This is a genomic window from Gracilibacillus salinarum (genome assembly GCF_022919575.1).
Lineage (GTDB): Bacteria > Bacillota > Bacilli > Bacillales > Amphibacillaceae > Gracilibacillus > Gracilibacillus salinarum.
This window is the reverse complement of the sequence record NZ_CP095071.1, coordinates 1,647,704-1,663,370: the sequence shown is the minus strand read 5'-3', so window position 1 is coordinate 1,663,370 and position 15,667 is coordinate 1,647,704. Positions and strand designations below refer to the sequence as shown.

Here is a 15,667-nt window from a genome sequence, read left to right as displayed (position 1 = left end):
AATGATTCGCCCATTGAATTTGTGATACACTTCAATAAGAAGTCAATCCTGGATTGTAAAAAGGCTAAGGAGTGAGAGAAAGTGAAGCTGATTCCTATCTATACAGAAAATATTAAAAATAGACGCAACCATACTATTTTCTTAGATTTAGAGAAACGAACAACGTATAAAGCATTACATAAAGAAGAAAAAACAAATCATACATATTATTGGATCGGCTTTTTCGTTGTGCTCGCAATTATGAGAGCTATAGAGAGTGTTCAACTTCATATTCCAACAGTAATATGTTTTGTAATAATCGGTATTGGCGTTATTTTAGGAGCGTGGGCAGGCAGGGTGTTTTACCAGAAATACATCTATGAAGAAATGACGGAGATTTATCTAACAGAGTCAATGGTCGAGCAATATATTGAACAAGGCAAAAAACTCTATCAATTTGAAATAGGAATTGTAGCTGGATGTTTTCTTGTGTTTTTAATTTTAGCGTTGGTTTTTATTCTGAATCAATCTTTGGTTGTCTTGTTTTTTTCGTTGTTTTTCTTTTTGATTTTTAGTGCCTATGTTTATCGCATGCCAATGGCAAGGATTAAACTTTATCACGGCGCTAACCGTCCGTAAATCTTCCACTGAATGAAGTCTCACTTTATAAACAGAAAGGAACGAACATGATGAAATTAGTAACAATCAGAAGTACTCTCCTCCATAGCAATGATCAACATTTGAAATGGAATAATTCATAATGCTAATACCAATATATCGAGAAGCGGATATTTACAGATTATTTTATGACCAGAAAGCAAACAGGCTTTATAAATTTTCTTATAGAAAAAAATCATCTGTTTTGTATATGGGACTTTTTCTTATTTTATTATACGGATCGAATGCTCTTAATAATTTATATCAACAGGCAGAGATTCCTTTAACAAATATTCTTTTGTGTTTGATCGCGCTGGCAGCTTGTTTTGGCATTGCAAAATATATGGATCACCAAACGTATGAACAAAGCAGCAAAAGTGGTTTGTATTTCGATAATGATACACTGAAACGATACGCGATAGAGGGTTTGCGACAATTCGAAATAGAATTATATGTTGGCATGTCATTGTCGGTTCTGATAATGACAGTTGGATTTAGTTTATTTCTGATTGTTAATCATTTAGTACTATTAGTTATCGGGTGTTTGGGATTAGTACGTGTTTGGATGTTTTTATTGACGAAGCCATTAAGACGATATCAGTTACTCCAGCAGTTTAAAGAAAAAGAAATCTATCTGTAAAAGATTTCGAGATGTATGTTGTGTGACAGCGTGGTAAAATAAAAGTAGAAACTTGATGGAGGTGGCGGTCATGGAATTCTCTACTTTATTTTTTACCCTTTTGTTTGTCTGTATCATGCAGATAGTGATTCCTTTCGTAGTGAAACGTACGGTGGTATTTGGCGTAACCATTCCATTAGAGGAAACAAGTAATCATACGGTGCGACAATATAAAAAACGGTATGCAGGTATAACCACTGTGATTGGACTTATAGTGCTTGCAAGCCTGATTCTGGTATTTCAAATGGAAGGTCTCAGTACAGATCAAATGGTACTGTTCGGCAGTTTTCTTCCTTTTGTCGTGTTGCTTGGAGGATTGTCACTTTATTTTTATTTCCATTTTAAAATGATGAAAGTAAAGAAAGCACGCAGTTGGTCCAAACAGTTAAAGCAAGCACAAATCGCTAATGATACAGAGCAGGCCACAGATGAAATGCTACCAGCTTTTGTGCAATTTATTCCGGTTATTGTTACGGCTGCAACGATAATCCTGACCATTCGATTATTTGATCAGCTTCCGGATCAGATTCCAACGCATTGGGGTCCGAATGGTCAGCCAGACGCATATAGTGATAAAACATGGCTGACAGCTTTAGGGTTGCCACTGATATTATTCGTGCTGCAAATAATGTTCTTCAGTATTCACACGTCCACCAGACGATCCGGGATGAAAGTGAATGCGGCACATTACACCTCTGCCAAACTGCGTCAATTACGATTACGTAAATATACCAGTTGGTTCCTCCTGGTGATCAATTTATTGATGACGATGCTGTTTACCTTTTTGCAATTGAATGTGTTGTATGAGAAGTTGTTCGGTAATATAGTGATGATATTGGTGCCACTAGGTTTTTTAATGCTTGTCTTGATCAGCACAATTCTTTTGGCAATCAAAGTAGGCAGTGTGGATTCTGATCTGGAAGGAAAAGTGCCGACTGATCAGAAGTCTGCTGATATTTACGACGATGATCACTACTGGAAAGCGGGTTTATTCTATTTTAATCCAAATGATAAATCGATATTTGTGGAAAAACGTTTTGGCATCGGCTGGTCGATCAATTTCGCCAATCCGGTCGGTTATTTGCTTGTGATCGTACCGGTTGTCATCATTTTAGTGGTATCTTTTTCGATGTAATACGATGTGAGAAGGGAGAGCAAATCATGCATAACTATATATATGATCTGTTTCGGATATGCTGTGATGCAGGTTCAGAGATAATGGATGTGTATGCAGACGATTTTGAAGTAGAAAAGAAGGATGACCAATCACCTTTAACGATGGCCGATAAACGGGCGCATCAAGTCATAGAAGAGGGATTGAAAAAATTAACAACAACGCTTCCTGTTTTAAGTGAAGAAGGGGAGCAGGTGCCATATGACACACGGAAAAACTGGGAGCAATTCTGGCTGGTGGATCCTTTGGACGGTACGAAAGAATTCGTCAAGAAAAATGGTGAATTCACTGTAAATATTGCGCTGATTGATAGGGGATATCCGCAATTGGGAGCCATCTATGCACCAGCCTTGGATACATTTTATTTTGGTGAAGAAGGCGTTGGTGCATATAAATTAGCTGATGCATCCAATGTCAAACCTGCTAATCTGGAGGAATTAATAAGTAAAAGCACTCCTCTCCCGGAAGTGCGCGATACGGAAGTGACTTATGTAGTGGCAAGCAGATCGCACATGTCGAAGGAGACAGAAGCTTTTATTGACAGTTTAGAAGGAGATGTGCAAGTGGTCTCTTCAGGCAGCTCGCTTAAATTTTGCCTGGTTGCAGAAGGAAAAGCGGATTATTATCCACGCTACGCTCCAACGATGGAATGGGATACAGGAGCGGGGCAGGCGATTGTCGAAGCAGCGGGTGGAACAGTAAAGCGTTTTGAAGATGATCAGCGATTTTACTATAATCGGGAAAATTTGCTGAATGGATGGTTCCTGGTAAGTAAATCATGATGGAGAAAAGGAGATGTCTATAGCAGGCATCTCTCTTTTAATGGATAATATTGAAGATCTACTTCCTTTGGCCTATAATGATAGTATTGTTATTTAACAACAAAGTATAAGGTAAGCTTTGGCATTCGTTAAAAAATGAAGCTTTTCTAATAAAACCGTTAAATAAAGTCAATAATTATCGTATTAATGTGAATAATGAAGGAGAATCCTTGTGAAAGAAAAGAAGAAAACACCGCTTTGGTTTAAAATTGTGATTGGTATATGCTTAATCTTTGTCCTTTCAATCGCTGGATATCTATATTCGATATATAGTAAAGCTCAGCAAACCGTCGATAATAAAGTACACCAGGAAGTGGAAACAATCGACACGAACTTGACTGAGAAAAAAGTGCAGGAACAGGAGCCACTAAACATACTTTTATTGGGTGTGGATGAAAGAAGTACGGACAGTGGACGCTCAGATGCGTTAATGGTACTCTCTTTGAAACCGGGTTCCAATGAAATGCAGCTCGTCAGTATTCCACGTGATACTCGAACAGAAATTGTCGGAAAAGGATATCAGGATAAAATCAATCATGCATATGCATACGGCGGCGTAGACACGTCAATTAATACAGTAGAAAATTTTCTCGATATTGATCTTGACTATTATGTTCAAATGAATATGGAAGGTTTATCGGATTTAGTCGATGCACTTGGTGGTATCACAGTAACGAATCAATTAGACTGGTATGATGAAGGTTATTATAAGGAAGGCTATCATTACCAAAAAGGTGAGATTCAAATGGACGGGCCTAAAACGATGGGCTATGTTCGCATGAGGCATTTAGACCAGAATGGTGATTTTGGCCGAACGGAAAGACAACGCCAGGTAATTAAGGCTATCATCGATAAAGGGGCAAGTTTTCAGTCAGCAGGTAAAATCAACGAATTGATAGATGTGCTTGGAAATAACGTGGTAACCAATATGAAATTTAATGATATGACGAATCTTTTTGCTAATTATCGTGATACGAGAAAGAAATTTGACAGTTATATGATGCAAGGACAAGGGACAAACATTGACGGTATATATTACTTGATTGTGGGTAGTGAAGAAGTCGAGAAGGTGCATGGTATGTTAGTGAAGGGTGGAGCATAAACCTATTATTATTTTGATAAATTTTAAAAATGTGATAACATGAGTTTGGTTATTTCATGATTTTTACATCACTGGAGGAATAAATATGAAAAAAGTCAGAAAGGCGATTATCCCCGCAGCTGGTTTGGGTACTCGTTTTTTGCCAGCCACAAAAGCAATGCCTAAGGAAATGTTGCCGATTGTGGATAAGCCAACCATACAATATATAATTGAAGAAGCAGTTGAATCTGGAATTGAAGATATTATCATTGTGACAGGTAAGGGTAAACGTGCCATTGAGGATCACTTTGATCATAATTTTGAATTAGAAGATAATCTGATGAAAAAAGGTAAATATGAATTATTAGAAAAAACTAAACAACCATCTAAAGTAGATTTACACTATATAAGACAAAAAGAACCTCTAGGATTAGGTCATGCTGTATGGTGTGCCCGTAAATTTATTGGTGATGAACCGTTTGCTGTTCTTCTAGGTGACGATATAGTAAAAGCGGAAAAACCCTGTTTACAGCAAATGATTGAGCAATATGAGCAATCTGGCGGTTCTATTCTGGGTGTGCAACAAGTACCTGAAAATGAAACACACCGTTACGGAATTGTAGATACGGCAAGTAAAGATGGTAATTTGTATGCTATAAATAATCTTGTCGAAAAGCCTGAAAAAGGTACAGCACCATCTAATTTAGCGATTATGGGTCGTTATGTCTTATCTCCGAAAATCTTCGGCTATTTAGATGCCAAGAAAATCGGAGCTGGCGGTGAAATTCAACTGACGGATGCGATCCAGCAATTAAATGAAAGTCAAAGTGTCTTTGCATACGATTTTGAAGGCAAACGCTTTGATGTTGGAGAAAAACTAGGTTTTATCCGTACGACTATTGAATTTGCGCTTGAGAATGAAGAAATTGGTGAAGATGTTTATCAAATACTTCAAGATTTAGTTCAGGAAAAAACGAAGTTATCATAAATAAAAAAACTTTCTTCTGTAACAGAGGGAAGTTTTTTTATTGTTAATAGACAAATGTGATACTATTAATAGAGTAAAACTCACTTGTTAATGTCATCAGGAATAATACTTATTCTTGAAAGGTGTGAAAAGATGAAAAAAGTTATGGTCGTTTTTGGGACAAGGCCGGAAGCAATAAAAATGTGTCCGTTAGTAAAAGAATTAGAGTCACGTAATAATTTGGAAACAATTGTATGTGTGACGGGTCAACATAAAGAGATGCTCCAGCAAGTGTTAGACGTGTTTGATATTGAACCTGACTTTAACTTGTCCATTATGAAAGAAAAACAGACACTGTTCGATGTGACAACGGCAATTTTGGACAAAATGAAAGCTGTACTGGACGAAGTGAAACCTGATGTTGTATTGGTACACGGTGATACATCCACGACATTTGTAACATCTTTAGCATGCTTCTATTCCCAAATCCCGGTCGGTCATGTCGAAGCTGGTTTAAGAACGTATAACATTTATTCGCCATATCCGGAAGAATTTAATCGTCAGGCGGTTGGGCTTGTAGCGAAATATAACTTTGCACCTACAGAAATGTCCCAAGAAAACTTGGTGAATGAAGGAAAAGATCCTGCTTCTATTTATGTAACAGGTAATACCGCTATTGATGCGTTACATACAACGGTACGTGAGGATTATAAGCATGAGCAGCTAGAATGGGCAAAAGACAGCCGATTAATCATGATTACTGCTCATCGACGAGAAAATCTCGGTGAACCGATGCGGAATATGTTTAGAGCGATTCAACGTATCATTGAGGAGCATGAGGATATCAAAGCAATCTATCCTATCCATATGAATCCGGTGGTCCGCGAGGCAGCTACTGAAATACTTGGAAATAATGATCGCGTTCGTATTATTGAACCATTAGAAGTTATAGATTTCCATAATTTCTTGTCGGCCTCCTACTTGATTTTGACAGACAGTGGTGGTATTCAGGAAGAAGCACCGAGTCTTGGAAAACCAGTACTTGTAATGCGTGACACGACAGAACGTCCAGAAGGTGTGGCAGCAGGTACATTAAAATTAGTTGGTACAGACGAAGAAAATATTTATAATAATTTTAAATTGCTGTTAGAGAATGATGAAGAATATCAAAAAATGAGCAAAGCCAGCAATCCGTATGGTGATGGTTATGCAAGTAAGCGTATTGCGGATATATTGGAAGTACATTAATTTTGAAAAAAAACCTGGGCTATTTTTAGTTAGCTCAGGTTTTTTTAGTCACTTGTCAAATGCAAGTAAATTTTTGTAAAATTACTTTTAAGATTATGTTAATATTCATCATAGCCAATAAAATTCCTCATAAAATAAAGTACAATGATCAGTAAGTAGTACTGGAGGGATGGAAATGAAGATCACCGTAGTTGGGATTGGGTATGTAGGCTTATCCAATGCTATATTACTTGCGCAACATCATGAAGTTACGGCGCTGGATATCAGTGAGGAAAGAGTGGGTCTGATTAATCTGCGAAAATCCCCTATTATAGATGAAGATATTGAATCTTACTTGGAAACAAAATCATTACAACTATTAGCAACAACTGATGAGAAGACTGCTTACAAGAACGCAGAAATCATCATCGTCTCAACGCCAACCAATTATGATCCTGATCGGAATTTTTTTGATACAAGTTCGGTAGAGAAGGTCGTTGCTGACATCATGAATATTAATGGAAATGCAACGATTATCATTAAATCAACTGTACCTGTTGGGTTTACGGCAGAGCTATGTAAACAACATCATACCGATAGGATTATTTTTTCTCCCGAATTCCTAAGGGAAGGACGGGCACTTTATGATAATTTATATCCATCTCGAATCGTGATTGGTGACAAGTCAGAGCGAGCGGAGATGTTTGCAACGTTATTAGTAGAAGGTGCTGAGAAAGAGGAGATTGAGGTACTGTATACCAATTCAACTGAAGCAGAAGCGGTTAAATTATTCGCGAATACGTATTTGGCGATGCGGGTTGCTTTTTTTAATGAATTGGATACATATGCGGAAGTGCGAGGACTCGACAGCAAACAAATTATTGAAGGGGTCAGCCTTGATCCGAGAATTGGCAACCATTATAATAATCCGTCGTTTGGCTATGGCGGTTATTGTTTACCAAAAGATACGAAGCAGCTGCTTGCCAATTATCAGGATGTGCCAAACAATATGATGCGGGCAGTAGTGGACGCGAACCAAACTCGAAAAGATCATGTTGCGAATCGAATAATGGAAAATCAACCACAAATCGTTGGTATTTATCGATTAACGATGAAAACTGATTCCGATAACTTCAGAGAATCTGCTATCCAAGGCGTGATGAGACGGATGTTGGAAAAGGGCATGCGAGTTGTCATCTATGAACCTACCATTGTGGAGAAACAGTTTTTTGACTGTGATGTCGAGCCTGATTTGGAACAATTCAAGGAATCGGTTGATGTGATCGTCGCCAATCGGGTAACAGAAGAACTGAAAAATTGTCTGAATAAGGTGTATACGCGTGATATTTTCTCACGCGACTAATGATGATCACTTTCTGTTGATGCGCAGAAAGTGATTTTCGTAGTGGGGGATAAACGTATGATAACTTCCTGATAAGTTTGACGTCTCACTTTATGGTAGAATCAAGAGAGAGTTGACGCAAGGAGATGGTTGGATGAAGTGTATCATTTTAGCGGCCGGATATGCCACAAGATTATACCCATTAACGAAGCATAAAGCAAAACCGTTGTTAGAAGTGGCAGGCAAGTCTATTTTGGAACGAATCATGGAAAAAGTCGAAGCAGTACCGGAAATTGATCAACTATATATTGTAACGAATGACAAGTTTGCCAAAAGCTTTCAAGACTGGACAAGTCATTATGATGGCAGGAAACCAATCAAGGTAATCAATGACAGAACGACCTCTAATGAAACTCGCCTCGGAGCCATCGGAGATATTCAATATGTCTTAGAGCACGAAGGGATAAAGGATGACCTATTGGTGCTTGCTGGTGATAATTTGTTTGATTTTCAATTAACAGATTTCGTCTCCTTTTTTATGGAGAAAGATAGCGATTGTATCAGCTGCCACGCACTTGACGATTTAGATGAACTCAAAAGAACTGGTGTTGTGGAAGTGTCAACGGATAGAAGGGTATTATCCTTCGAGGAAAAACCAAATATGCCAAAATCTCAGTTGGCAGCACCGCCTTTTTATCTGTATCGAAAAGAGACGTTGCCATTTTTTGTTACATATTTGCAAGAGGGAAATAACCCGGATGCACCGGGGCATTTTATTCCGTGGCTGATTGAGCATAAGGATGTATTTGCTTTTCAATTTGCGGGATATCGTTATGATATTGGTACGTTGGAGAGTTATGAGAAGGTGCAGAGGATGTTTGCTGAGTAAAGACAAGCGATCTTCCTCCTAAGGAGAAGATCGCTCTTCATCTATTTTTGGAAATTACTTAAAAAGGTGCTACTTTCTATTTAGATGAAGAAATAAATGCTGGTGTCATATGTTTAGAAAACAATCATTATATTGGAATTCCAAGCGCGGGTATTGATGTTAGCTAGAAAGACAAAGCGATGATTATATACGGAATGTAATAAGTGACTTTACAATATGAATAAATAAAGAAAGGGTGATTATATGCATAAGCTGAAAACCGCTATTTTATTCATGGTACTATGTATGGTTTTATTTGGTTGCAGCAATAATGAAAGCGCTTCTAATGAGGAGGGAGGTAACACAGGAGAAGGAAGTGAAGATTTAAATGAAATTACGATATATACGCCTCTGCACAGCGCAGAAACGCCTGATTCAAAAATGGAAGAGAAAATAGAAGAACTCACAGGTATTTCTCTTAATCTGCAATATATTCCCGCAAATAATTATCAGGATAGAATGAATACTTCATTTGCAACAGATAGTATGCCAGAGGTCGCAAACATTCCTATAGAGGGTATATATAAAGAGGCGATCCGAGACGGCCAATTTTGGGAGATAGAATCTTACTTAGATGAATTTGAGAATTTAAAAAAATTAAAAGAAGAAATTTTAGATAATACAAGAGTGGATGGAAAGTTATATTCTCTATACCAAGGTCGCCCTTTATCAAGACAAGGAATCATTTATCGTAAAGATTGGGCAGAAAATTTAGGATTAGATGCGCCACAAAGTACGGAAGAATTTTATGAAATGTTAAAACAATTTACTGAAAATGATCCTGATGGAAATGGTAAAGACGATACAATTGGATTAGCTGACAGAGGTGATTTGGCCTATGGATCTTTTAATACGATTGCGTCCTGGTTTAATACTCCGAATGAATGGGGAGAGAAAGATGGCCAATTATTACCTTCCTTTATGTTTCCAGAGTATCAGGAAACATTAGAGTTTATGAGAAAGCTGCATGAAAATGGATATATCAATCAAGATTTTCCTGTAACTAGTAAACCAGATCAACAAGATATGATTAAATCTGGTAAAGCAGGTGCCTATATTGGTTGTATGTGTGATGTAAGTGCTCTTCAAAGTGATGGTTCAGTTAATATTCCAAATATGAAATTAGATGTTTATAATCAAATAAAGGGCCCTAATGGAGAGTACCAAATATGGTCCATCCCTGGTTATAATCATCCTTATTTCTTTCCGAAATCTTCTGTGGAAACAGAGGAAGAATTAAAGGTCATCTTAGGATTTTTTGATAAATTAATGGAGCCTGAAATAGCGAACACTGTGTACTGGGGAATAGAAGGGGAACATTATGAAGTAGAAGATGGGAAAGCAGTGGCAATTGAGGATTCCGCGAAATTGGATAGGGAAGTCATTCCATATCAAACACTGGAGATAGGAGAACCTGAAACGAATGGAAGATATGAAGGGAGTTTTCCTTTAGAGGCAAGAGAGAAAGCAGATGATTTATTTAAAGATAATGAGGAGTATTTAATCAAGAATCCTACTATCACACTGGATTCTGAAACATATGATCTGAAGAGTGAAGAATTAAAAACGATTATGGTAGATGCAACTTTTAATTATATACTTGGAGAGATTGATGAAGAGGAATTTGATGAAGCTATCGAAAAGTGGAAAACATCTGGTGGAGAAGATGTGATAGAGGAATTTAACGTTTCATATAAAGAGAATTAATTTCATAAAATGAAAAAATAGCTGTGATAAGCAGCTATTTTTTTATATTTGAAGGGGAAGTGTGTACTTTTATGATAAACTGTTTTCATAAAGTTTATCCTGATGGGAGGCCAAGTATTGAAAAAAAGTTCCAAATTCTATATAAAACTTTTGTCATTTGCTTTGTTGCTTGGGATTATCCCTGTAGTAATAGTTGGGATTTTTTCTTATATTAATTCGGCGAACAGTATGCAAAAACAAGTAGAGAAAGAGAAATTACATAATGTCCTGCAGACACAATTGATGTATGAACAAGCTTTGAAACAAGTAGATCAATCATTAACAAACTTTGGCATGTCACTACTTAGTAACCAATTATTACAAGAGCCATTAGAACCCAATCAATTTCCATTGTACAGAAAATTAAAAACCGAAATGAATAATTTACAACGCTTTGATTCAGGTGTGACAGATATAGTTTTTATCAACAAAGATTATGAATGGATGGTTAGAAATAGAGGTTTAAAGCATTTGAATCAGAATGATCTTTCAGCTATTCAGGAAATGGAAGGACTTAATAGTACTTCAACCTGGTTACTTCAAGAAGAGCAACACTTAGGTGCAGAAGCACATGTTGCTACAAAATGTAAGCGTTATCTAGAAATGGTGAAAAGTTTACCTTTAAACAGTAGCCATGTAAAGGGATATGTTATTGCCATGCTTCCACTTTGTGAGTTGAATAAACGAATCTCTGTTGATGATGAGAAGGGCATGACTATCATAGTAAATGAGCAAAGTGAGGTTGTAATGTCTCATGGAGATGACAGTTTAGGTGAAACGTTTTTAAAAAATCAGTTATTAGAGAAAATAGATAGCCGCGATCAATCACAATTTTATATGCCATTGAATAAGAAAAGCTACTTAGTTACATATCGGAGGTCTAATTATAATAGCTGGATTTATATAAATTTGGTAAAGCTCGATGAAATAAAGGAATCATCTCACTCCATTGGTTTGTTTACATTAATGGTCTGTTTCATTATTTTGTTCGGATTAATTATTGTTGCTATTATTGGGTCTGGGAAATTGTACGCACCAATTGGGAGGGTAATTCTTTCATTGAAAGAAAAAACGGAAGATTCCACAGGTAGTAACTTTCGAGATGAGCTAGTAGAGATAGAAAATCATATTCAGTTGATTTCAGCGAAAAATGAAACATTGGAAGGTAAGATGAAATCTCAACATAGACAATTAAATCAGTTTTTCGTAAATAAGTTAATACAAGGTAAGGCCACTGAAAAAGAAATAAATGATAGAATGATAGAGGGTGAAAATGAGGAGTATACGGTTATAAGTATACGTATTGATTCATTTAAAGATACAGAGTTTATTCATCAGGATCAGGATATAATTCTTTTTGCTATTCAATCGATAGTGGAAGATGTAATCGATCAAAAACAATCATTACCTCCAGTAGTGATAGAGAATAAACAAGTAACAGTGTTAAGAACTACTGTTATGGAGGAATGTATCAAAAATGATCTAATCTGTTTTATCCAAGAAAAAATAAAATTGATCCTAAAAATACCGGTAAGTATAGGTGTAAGTAGTAGTTATCCAAATTTGAAAGAGTTACATATAGCTTACAAAGAAAGCGAGGTTTCACTTAGACAAACGTTAACCTTGGGGCAAGAAAAAATTATTTATTACGATACGATTCAGTCTTCTCCATTCGTAATAAACCTTTACCCTAAGCAGATTCAACATGAATTGTTTGATGCAATGAAGTCAAATAATAAACAATTAATAGATGAGAGATTAGCAGACATACTTGACCATATATTTGCTAGCAATATAAATGATGAACAGTATGAAATGGCAATTATTCGTCTTCTGAATAATTTATTCGAATTAGCAGAGAGTTTATTAATTGAAATGGATCTTAGAGATGAAAGTCACTCTCTGATTTATAAATTATACCAATTTAGTTCCAAAGAAGAAGTGGAAAGCTGGTTCAAAACGCATATGATTTATCCAATCATGGAAGCATTCAACCGAAGAGTTGGTGAGGAGTACCGTTCCATCTCAGATCAAGTTATCCATATTATTCAGACAGAATTTGATCAGGATTTAACTTTGGAAAGTGTAGCATTGCGCTTGCATTATAATACAAGTTATCTAAGTAGTTTGTTTAGAAAAGAAACGAATGTATCCTTTAGCGAATATCTTTCTCATTATCGGCTGGAGATGGCTAAAAAACTTTTGGAGGAGACTTCTATTTCTATTAAAGATATAGCAGAGCGACTACGTTATAATAATTCACAAAATTTTATACGATCCTTCCGAAAAAAAATAGGTGTTACTCCAGGGAAGTACCGAAAACAGAAAAAAGAAGTATAAAAATGAAAGAGCCCACCACTTATATGGATGGGCTCATATCATTATCCGTTATTCTGTTCCTTATAACCTTCTGTATACTCATCAATGACCTGTTGACCACCAGCTTCTTTCCAACGCTCGATCGCATCTTCAAAGCCTGCTTCGTCAAGTTGACCTAAGAAGTATTGGTAAGTTGCATCTTCCATGATTTGATTTAATGTTTCTGATTTTTCTGCCCATGTTGGTGATTCTAAGGAGGCGGTTGGGTCATGGACTAAGTGTTCATTGTTATCTTCATATAATTCATCGGCTTTTGCTCGTGGTTCATAGTCATAATAACCAGTGTAGCGGCCGTTTGTTTCAGGTTCACCAATTTCAAATGGTGTATATGGTCTAATTTCTAGATTGTACGCTTCTTCGTTATCTTCCTTCACTTTTGCAAAGCCATCCACCACTTCATAGTGTTCGCCTTCGACACCCCAGTATAGCAGGTTAGATCCTTCTGGTGTCATTAAGAAATCGAAGAAAGCGAGAATGCCTTTTAATTCTTCTTCTGTTTCTACTGACTGTTTAGGGAAAATCAGCATACTGCCATAGCCAGGAATTGAACGGGTGCGGTATTCGCCATCCGAACCTTCAATATGGTTGTGTACATCAAATTCTACATCTGGATTGATTGCAACGGCATCACTGTACATTGGCTCCACATCGCCCATCGTACCAATATAAACACCGGCTGTTCCATTTTTCAGAAGCTCCTGCTGGTCTGTTTTACTCGTTACAGGGGCATCTTTATTAATATAGCCCTTATCGAATAAGCTTTTGAAGTAATCCATCGCTTCACGGTATTCAGGGAACATGAACTGTGGCAGCAATTGCCCATCTTTTTCTCCCCACCTATTAGGGGCACCATGCCAGGTCGCGAAGTTTTCAAATGTTCCAAGGATTTCACGGTCTGTTAAACCGATCGTATCATCCTCTCCATTACCGTCTGGATCATCTTCGGTAAAGGCCCTCATCATTTCGTATAGTTCATCAAGATTTGTCGGGGCATCCAACCCTAGGTTATCTGCCCAGTCTTTACGGTAGATTAACCCTTGACGAGATAATGGACGTCCTGCGTAAAGCGTATAAATTTTGCCATCGATCATCGTATTTTTCAGAATATCTTTATTCAATTTATTTAAGTTAGGAAATTCCTCTAAATAGGGACCAATTTCCCAATACTGTCCATCGCGGACGGCATCTTTCTGTTGGTCAAGCGTGACATCTTTCAACAAAAACACATCTGGTAAGTTTCCAGTTGCGATCTGTGTGTTGAGCGTTTCTGCATAGTTGTTATCTGGTACCCATCGGATGTCTAACTCTGTATTTGTTTTCTCTTCTAACAGTTCTTCAAGACGACCGTCCGGGACTTCAGGGACGTGGAGGTTAAACATCATTGAAATTTCTTGTGGTTCATCGCTGCTGTTTTTTTCTGATTCATCTGTTGAGTCTGTTGAAGCGTTTTCATTTTTGGAACAAGCAAATAATAATACGGATAAACAAATTAATGAAAAGCAAAACATCATAACTCTTTTCTGTGTCATCCAAGGCACCCCTTTTTTTAAATATGAATTTATGAAAACGTTGTTAATAGTTTGGAGCGAAGAATCACTCCCCCTTTCCAGTATCCTTACTATATTTTATCAATCTGAAGCTTACATATTTTTACGATTTTCATCCAAAATGCTTACATTTTCTAATATATTACAATAGGCATAGGTCGTCTTTACCTTTCCATATCTTGGGCGATTCGGTATACTTAGAAGTAGATGAAGGAGGGATTGTGTTTGGCGCAAAAAGTGAACGTATCCTTGAGAAATCAGTCTTTTTATCTGGATTATTCCGGACCGCATAAAGCCGCGAAAGATATGCAGCATTTTCATCTTCACCAGGATTATGAGATTTTCTATATGCTGGAGGGGGAGAAGCTTTTTCTGATGGAAGGTGAACAGTTTATCGCTGAGAAGGATCAGATCGTGTTTATTGATAAAAACAGGTTGCATAAAACATTAATAACCGATCGCAATTATCAGCGGATTGTCATTAATTTTCGGGATAGTTTTCTATTAAAAGAAGATCAGTATTTACTAAAAGCACTGTTTAACAAAGGAGCCTTACTGTTGAAGGTGCCAAATGCGTCTATTTTCCGATTGCTTCTCGAGAGTATGGTGAAGGAGTATTACCTTGATAATCGGGACCGCCAGCGATATTTACAACTTTTACTAACACAATTCTTGATTGAATCCGAGCGTTTACTGCACATTCAACCTCAGCCTCAGGATAAACTGCGTCCTCATTCCCAGCAGCATGACACAGTCGATGCAATCATTACCTACATTAACGAACATTTTGCCGAAGATATTACCTTGTCGGTTCTTTCGGAGGAGTTTTTCCTGCACGAGCAATCGATCAGTAAATTATTTAAACAGACGATTGGATACCGCTTTACCGATTACTTGAATGCAGTAAGAATTTCGAATGCCAAGCAACTATTGATGGAAACCTCGATCAAGATCAATCAGATAACGAAGAAAGTGGGATATACCAACCATGTTCATTTTTGGCGTATTTTTAAAAAGATGACAGGCATGTCACCGAATGAGTTCAGGGAAGAGCATCAGGATAAATGTAAGCGTTTAATAGAGAAGGCATAAAAAAAGGTAATCTATCTGTTGTTAGAATGATAGTAACAATAGATGGAG

At 37.0% G+C, this 15,667-nt stretch carries 13 protein-coding genes; 12 read left to right on the top strand and 1 reads right to left on the bottom strand.

Annotated features, from left to right (window positions below):
- The first annotated feature begins 81 nt into the window (after positions 1–81).
- The 11 genes from MUN87_RS07875 to MUN87_RS07825 all read left to right on the top strand — a co-directional run bounded on the left by MUN87_RS07875 (position 82) and on the right by MUN87_RS07825 (position 12,941).
- On the top strand, positions 82–618 hold the full coding sequence (locus tag MUN87_RS07875) for a hypothetical protein (protein WP_244747161.1): 537 nt from the start codon (positions 82–84) through the stop codon (positions 616–618).
- A gap of 121 nt (positions 619–739) precedes the next feature.
- Entirely contained in the window at positions 740–1,276 is a 537-nt protein-coding gene (locus MUN87_RS07870) for a hypothetical protein (protein ID WP_244747160.1), read from the top strand.
- Positions 1,277–1,346: 70 nt separating this feature from the next.
- Complete coding sequence (locus MUN87_RS07865; RefSeq protein ID WP_244747159.1) at positions 1,347–2,450, top strand: DUF1648 domain-containing protein; 1,104 nt, start codon at positions 1,347–1,349, stop codon at positions 2,448–2,450.
- Between the two features lie 26 nt (positions 2,451–2,476).
- Positions 2,477–3,271 (top strand): 3'(2'),5'-bisphosphate nucleotidase CysQ, encoded by a 795-nt coding sequence (gene cysQ / locus MUN87_RS07860; protein WP_244747158.1) that lies wholly within the window; start codon positions 2,477–2,479, stop codon positions 3,269–3,271.
- Between the two features lie 211 nt (positions 3,272–3,482).
- On the top strand, positions 3,483–4,412 hold the full coding sequence (locus MUN87_RS07855; protein WP_244747156.1) for an LCP family glycopolymer transferase: 930 nt from the start codon (positions 3,483–3,485) through the stop codon (positions 4,410–4,412).
- A gap of 85 nt (positions 4,413–4,497) precedes the next feature.
- Entirely contained in the window at positions 4,498–5,379 is an 882-nt protein-coding gene (gene galU / locus MUN87_RS07850; RefSeq protein WP_244747155.1) for a UTP--glucose-1-phosphate uridylyltransferase GalU, read from the top strand.
- Between the two features lie 132 nt (positions 5,380–5,511).
- Positions 5,512–6,606, top strand: a complete 1,095-nt coding sequence (gene wecB, locus MUN87_RS07845) for a non-hydrolyzing UDP-N-acetylglucosamine 2-epimerase (protein ID WP_244747154.1) — start codon at positions 5,512–5,514, stop codon at positions 6,604–6,606.
- Between the two features lie 175 nt (positions 6,607–6,781).
- A complete protein-coding gene (locus tag MUN87_RS07840) occupies positions 6,782–7,948 on the top strand; it encodes a nucleotide sugar dehydrogenase (protein WP_244747153.1) in 1,167 nt (388 codons plus the stop codon).
- Positions 7,949–8,081: 133 nt separating this feature from the next.
- Positions 8,082–8,816 (top strand): nucleotidyltransferase family protein, encoded by a 735-nt coding sequence (locus MUN87_RS07835; RefSeq protein WP_244747152.1) that lies wholly within the window; start codon positions 8,082–8,084, stop codon positions 8,814–8,816.
- A 243-nt stretch (positions 8,817–9,059) separates the two neighbouring features.
- A complete protein-coding gene (locus tag MUN87_RS07830; protein WP_244747151.1) occupies positions 9,060–10,562 on the top strand; it encodes an extracellular solute-binding protein in 1,503 nt (500 codons plus the stop codon).
- 117 nt (positions 10,563–10,679) lie between these two features.
- Positions 10,680–12,941 (top strand): helix-turn-helix domain-containing protein, encoded by a 2,262-nt coding sequence (locus MUN87_RS07825; RefSeq protein WP_244747150.1) that lies wholly within the window; start codon positions 10,680–10,682, stop codon positions 12,939–12,941.
- 41 nt (positions 12,942–12,982) lie between these two features.
- On the opposite strand, the gene MUN87_RS07820 is transcribed toward MUN87_RS07825, so the two are convergent.
- Positions 12,983–14,509, bottom strand: coding sequence for an extracellular solute-binding protein (locus tag MUN87_RS07820; protein WP_244747149.1), 1,527 nt, complete (start codon positions 14,507–14,509; stop codon positions 12,983–12,985).
- A 243-nt stretch (positions 14,510–14,752) separates the two neighbouring features.
- On the opposite strand from MUN87_RS07820, the gene MUN87_RS07815 reads away from it, so the two are divergent.
- Complete coding sequence (locus tag MUN87_RS07815; protein WP_244747148.1) at positions 14,753–15,619, top strand: helix-turn-helix transcriptional regulator; 867 nt, start codon at positions 14,753–14,755, stop codon at positions 15,617–15,619.
- Positions 15,620–15,667: the final 48 nt, after the last annotated feature.

Coding starts and splice junctions, on each gene's coding strand:
- MUN87_RS07865 (WP_244747159.1), top strand. CDS start 1,347: ATGGAATTCTCTACTTTATTTTTTACCCTTTTGTTTGTCTGTATCATG.
- MUN87_RS07840 (WP_244747153.1), top strand. CDS start 6,782: ATGAAGATCACCGTAGTTGGGATTGGGTATGTAGGCTTATCCAATGCT.
- MUN87_RS07820 (WP_244747149.1), bottom strand. CDS start 14,509: ATGACACAGAAAAGAGTTATGATGTTTTGCTTTTCATTAATTTGTTTA.
- MUN87_RS07870 (WP_244747160.1), top strand. CDS start 740: ATGCTAATACCAATATATCGAGAAGCGGATATTTACAGATTATTTTAT.
- galU (WP_244747155.1), top strand. CDS start 4,498: ATGAAAAAAGTCAGAAAGGCGATTATCCCCGCAGCTGGTTTGGGTACT.
- MUN87_RS07835 (WP_244747152.1), top strand. CDS start 8,082: ATGAAGTGTATCATTTTAGCGGCCGGATATGCCACAAGATTATACCCA.
- MUN87_RS07830 (WP_244747151.1), top strand. CDS start 9,060: ATGCATAAGCTGAAAACCGCTATTTTATTCATGGTACTATGTATGGTT.
- cysQ (WP_244747158.1), top strand. CDS start 2,477: ATGCATAACTATATATATGATCTGTTTCGGATATGCTGTGATGCAGGT.
- wecB (WP_244747154.1), top strand. CDS start 5,512: ATGAAAAAAGTTATGGTCGTTTTTGGGACAAGGCCGGAAGCAATAAAA.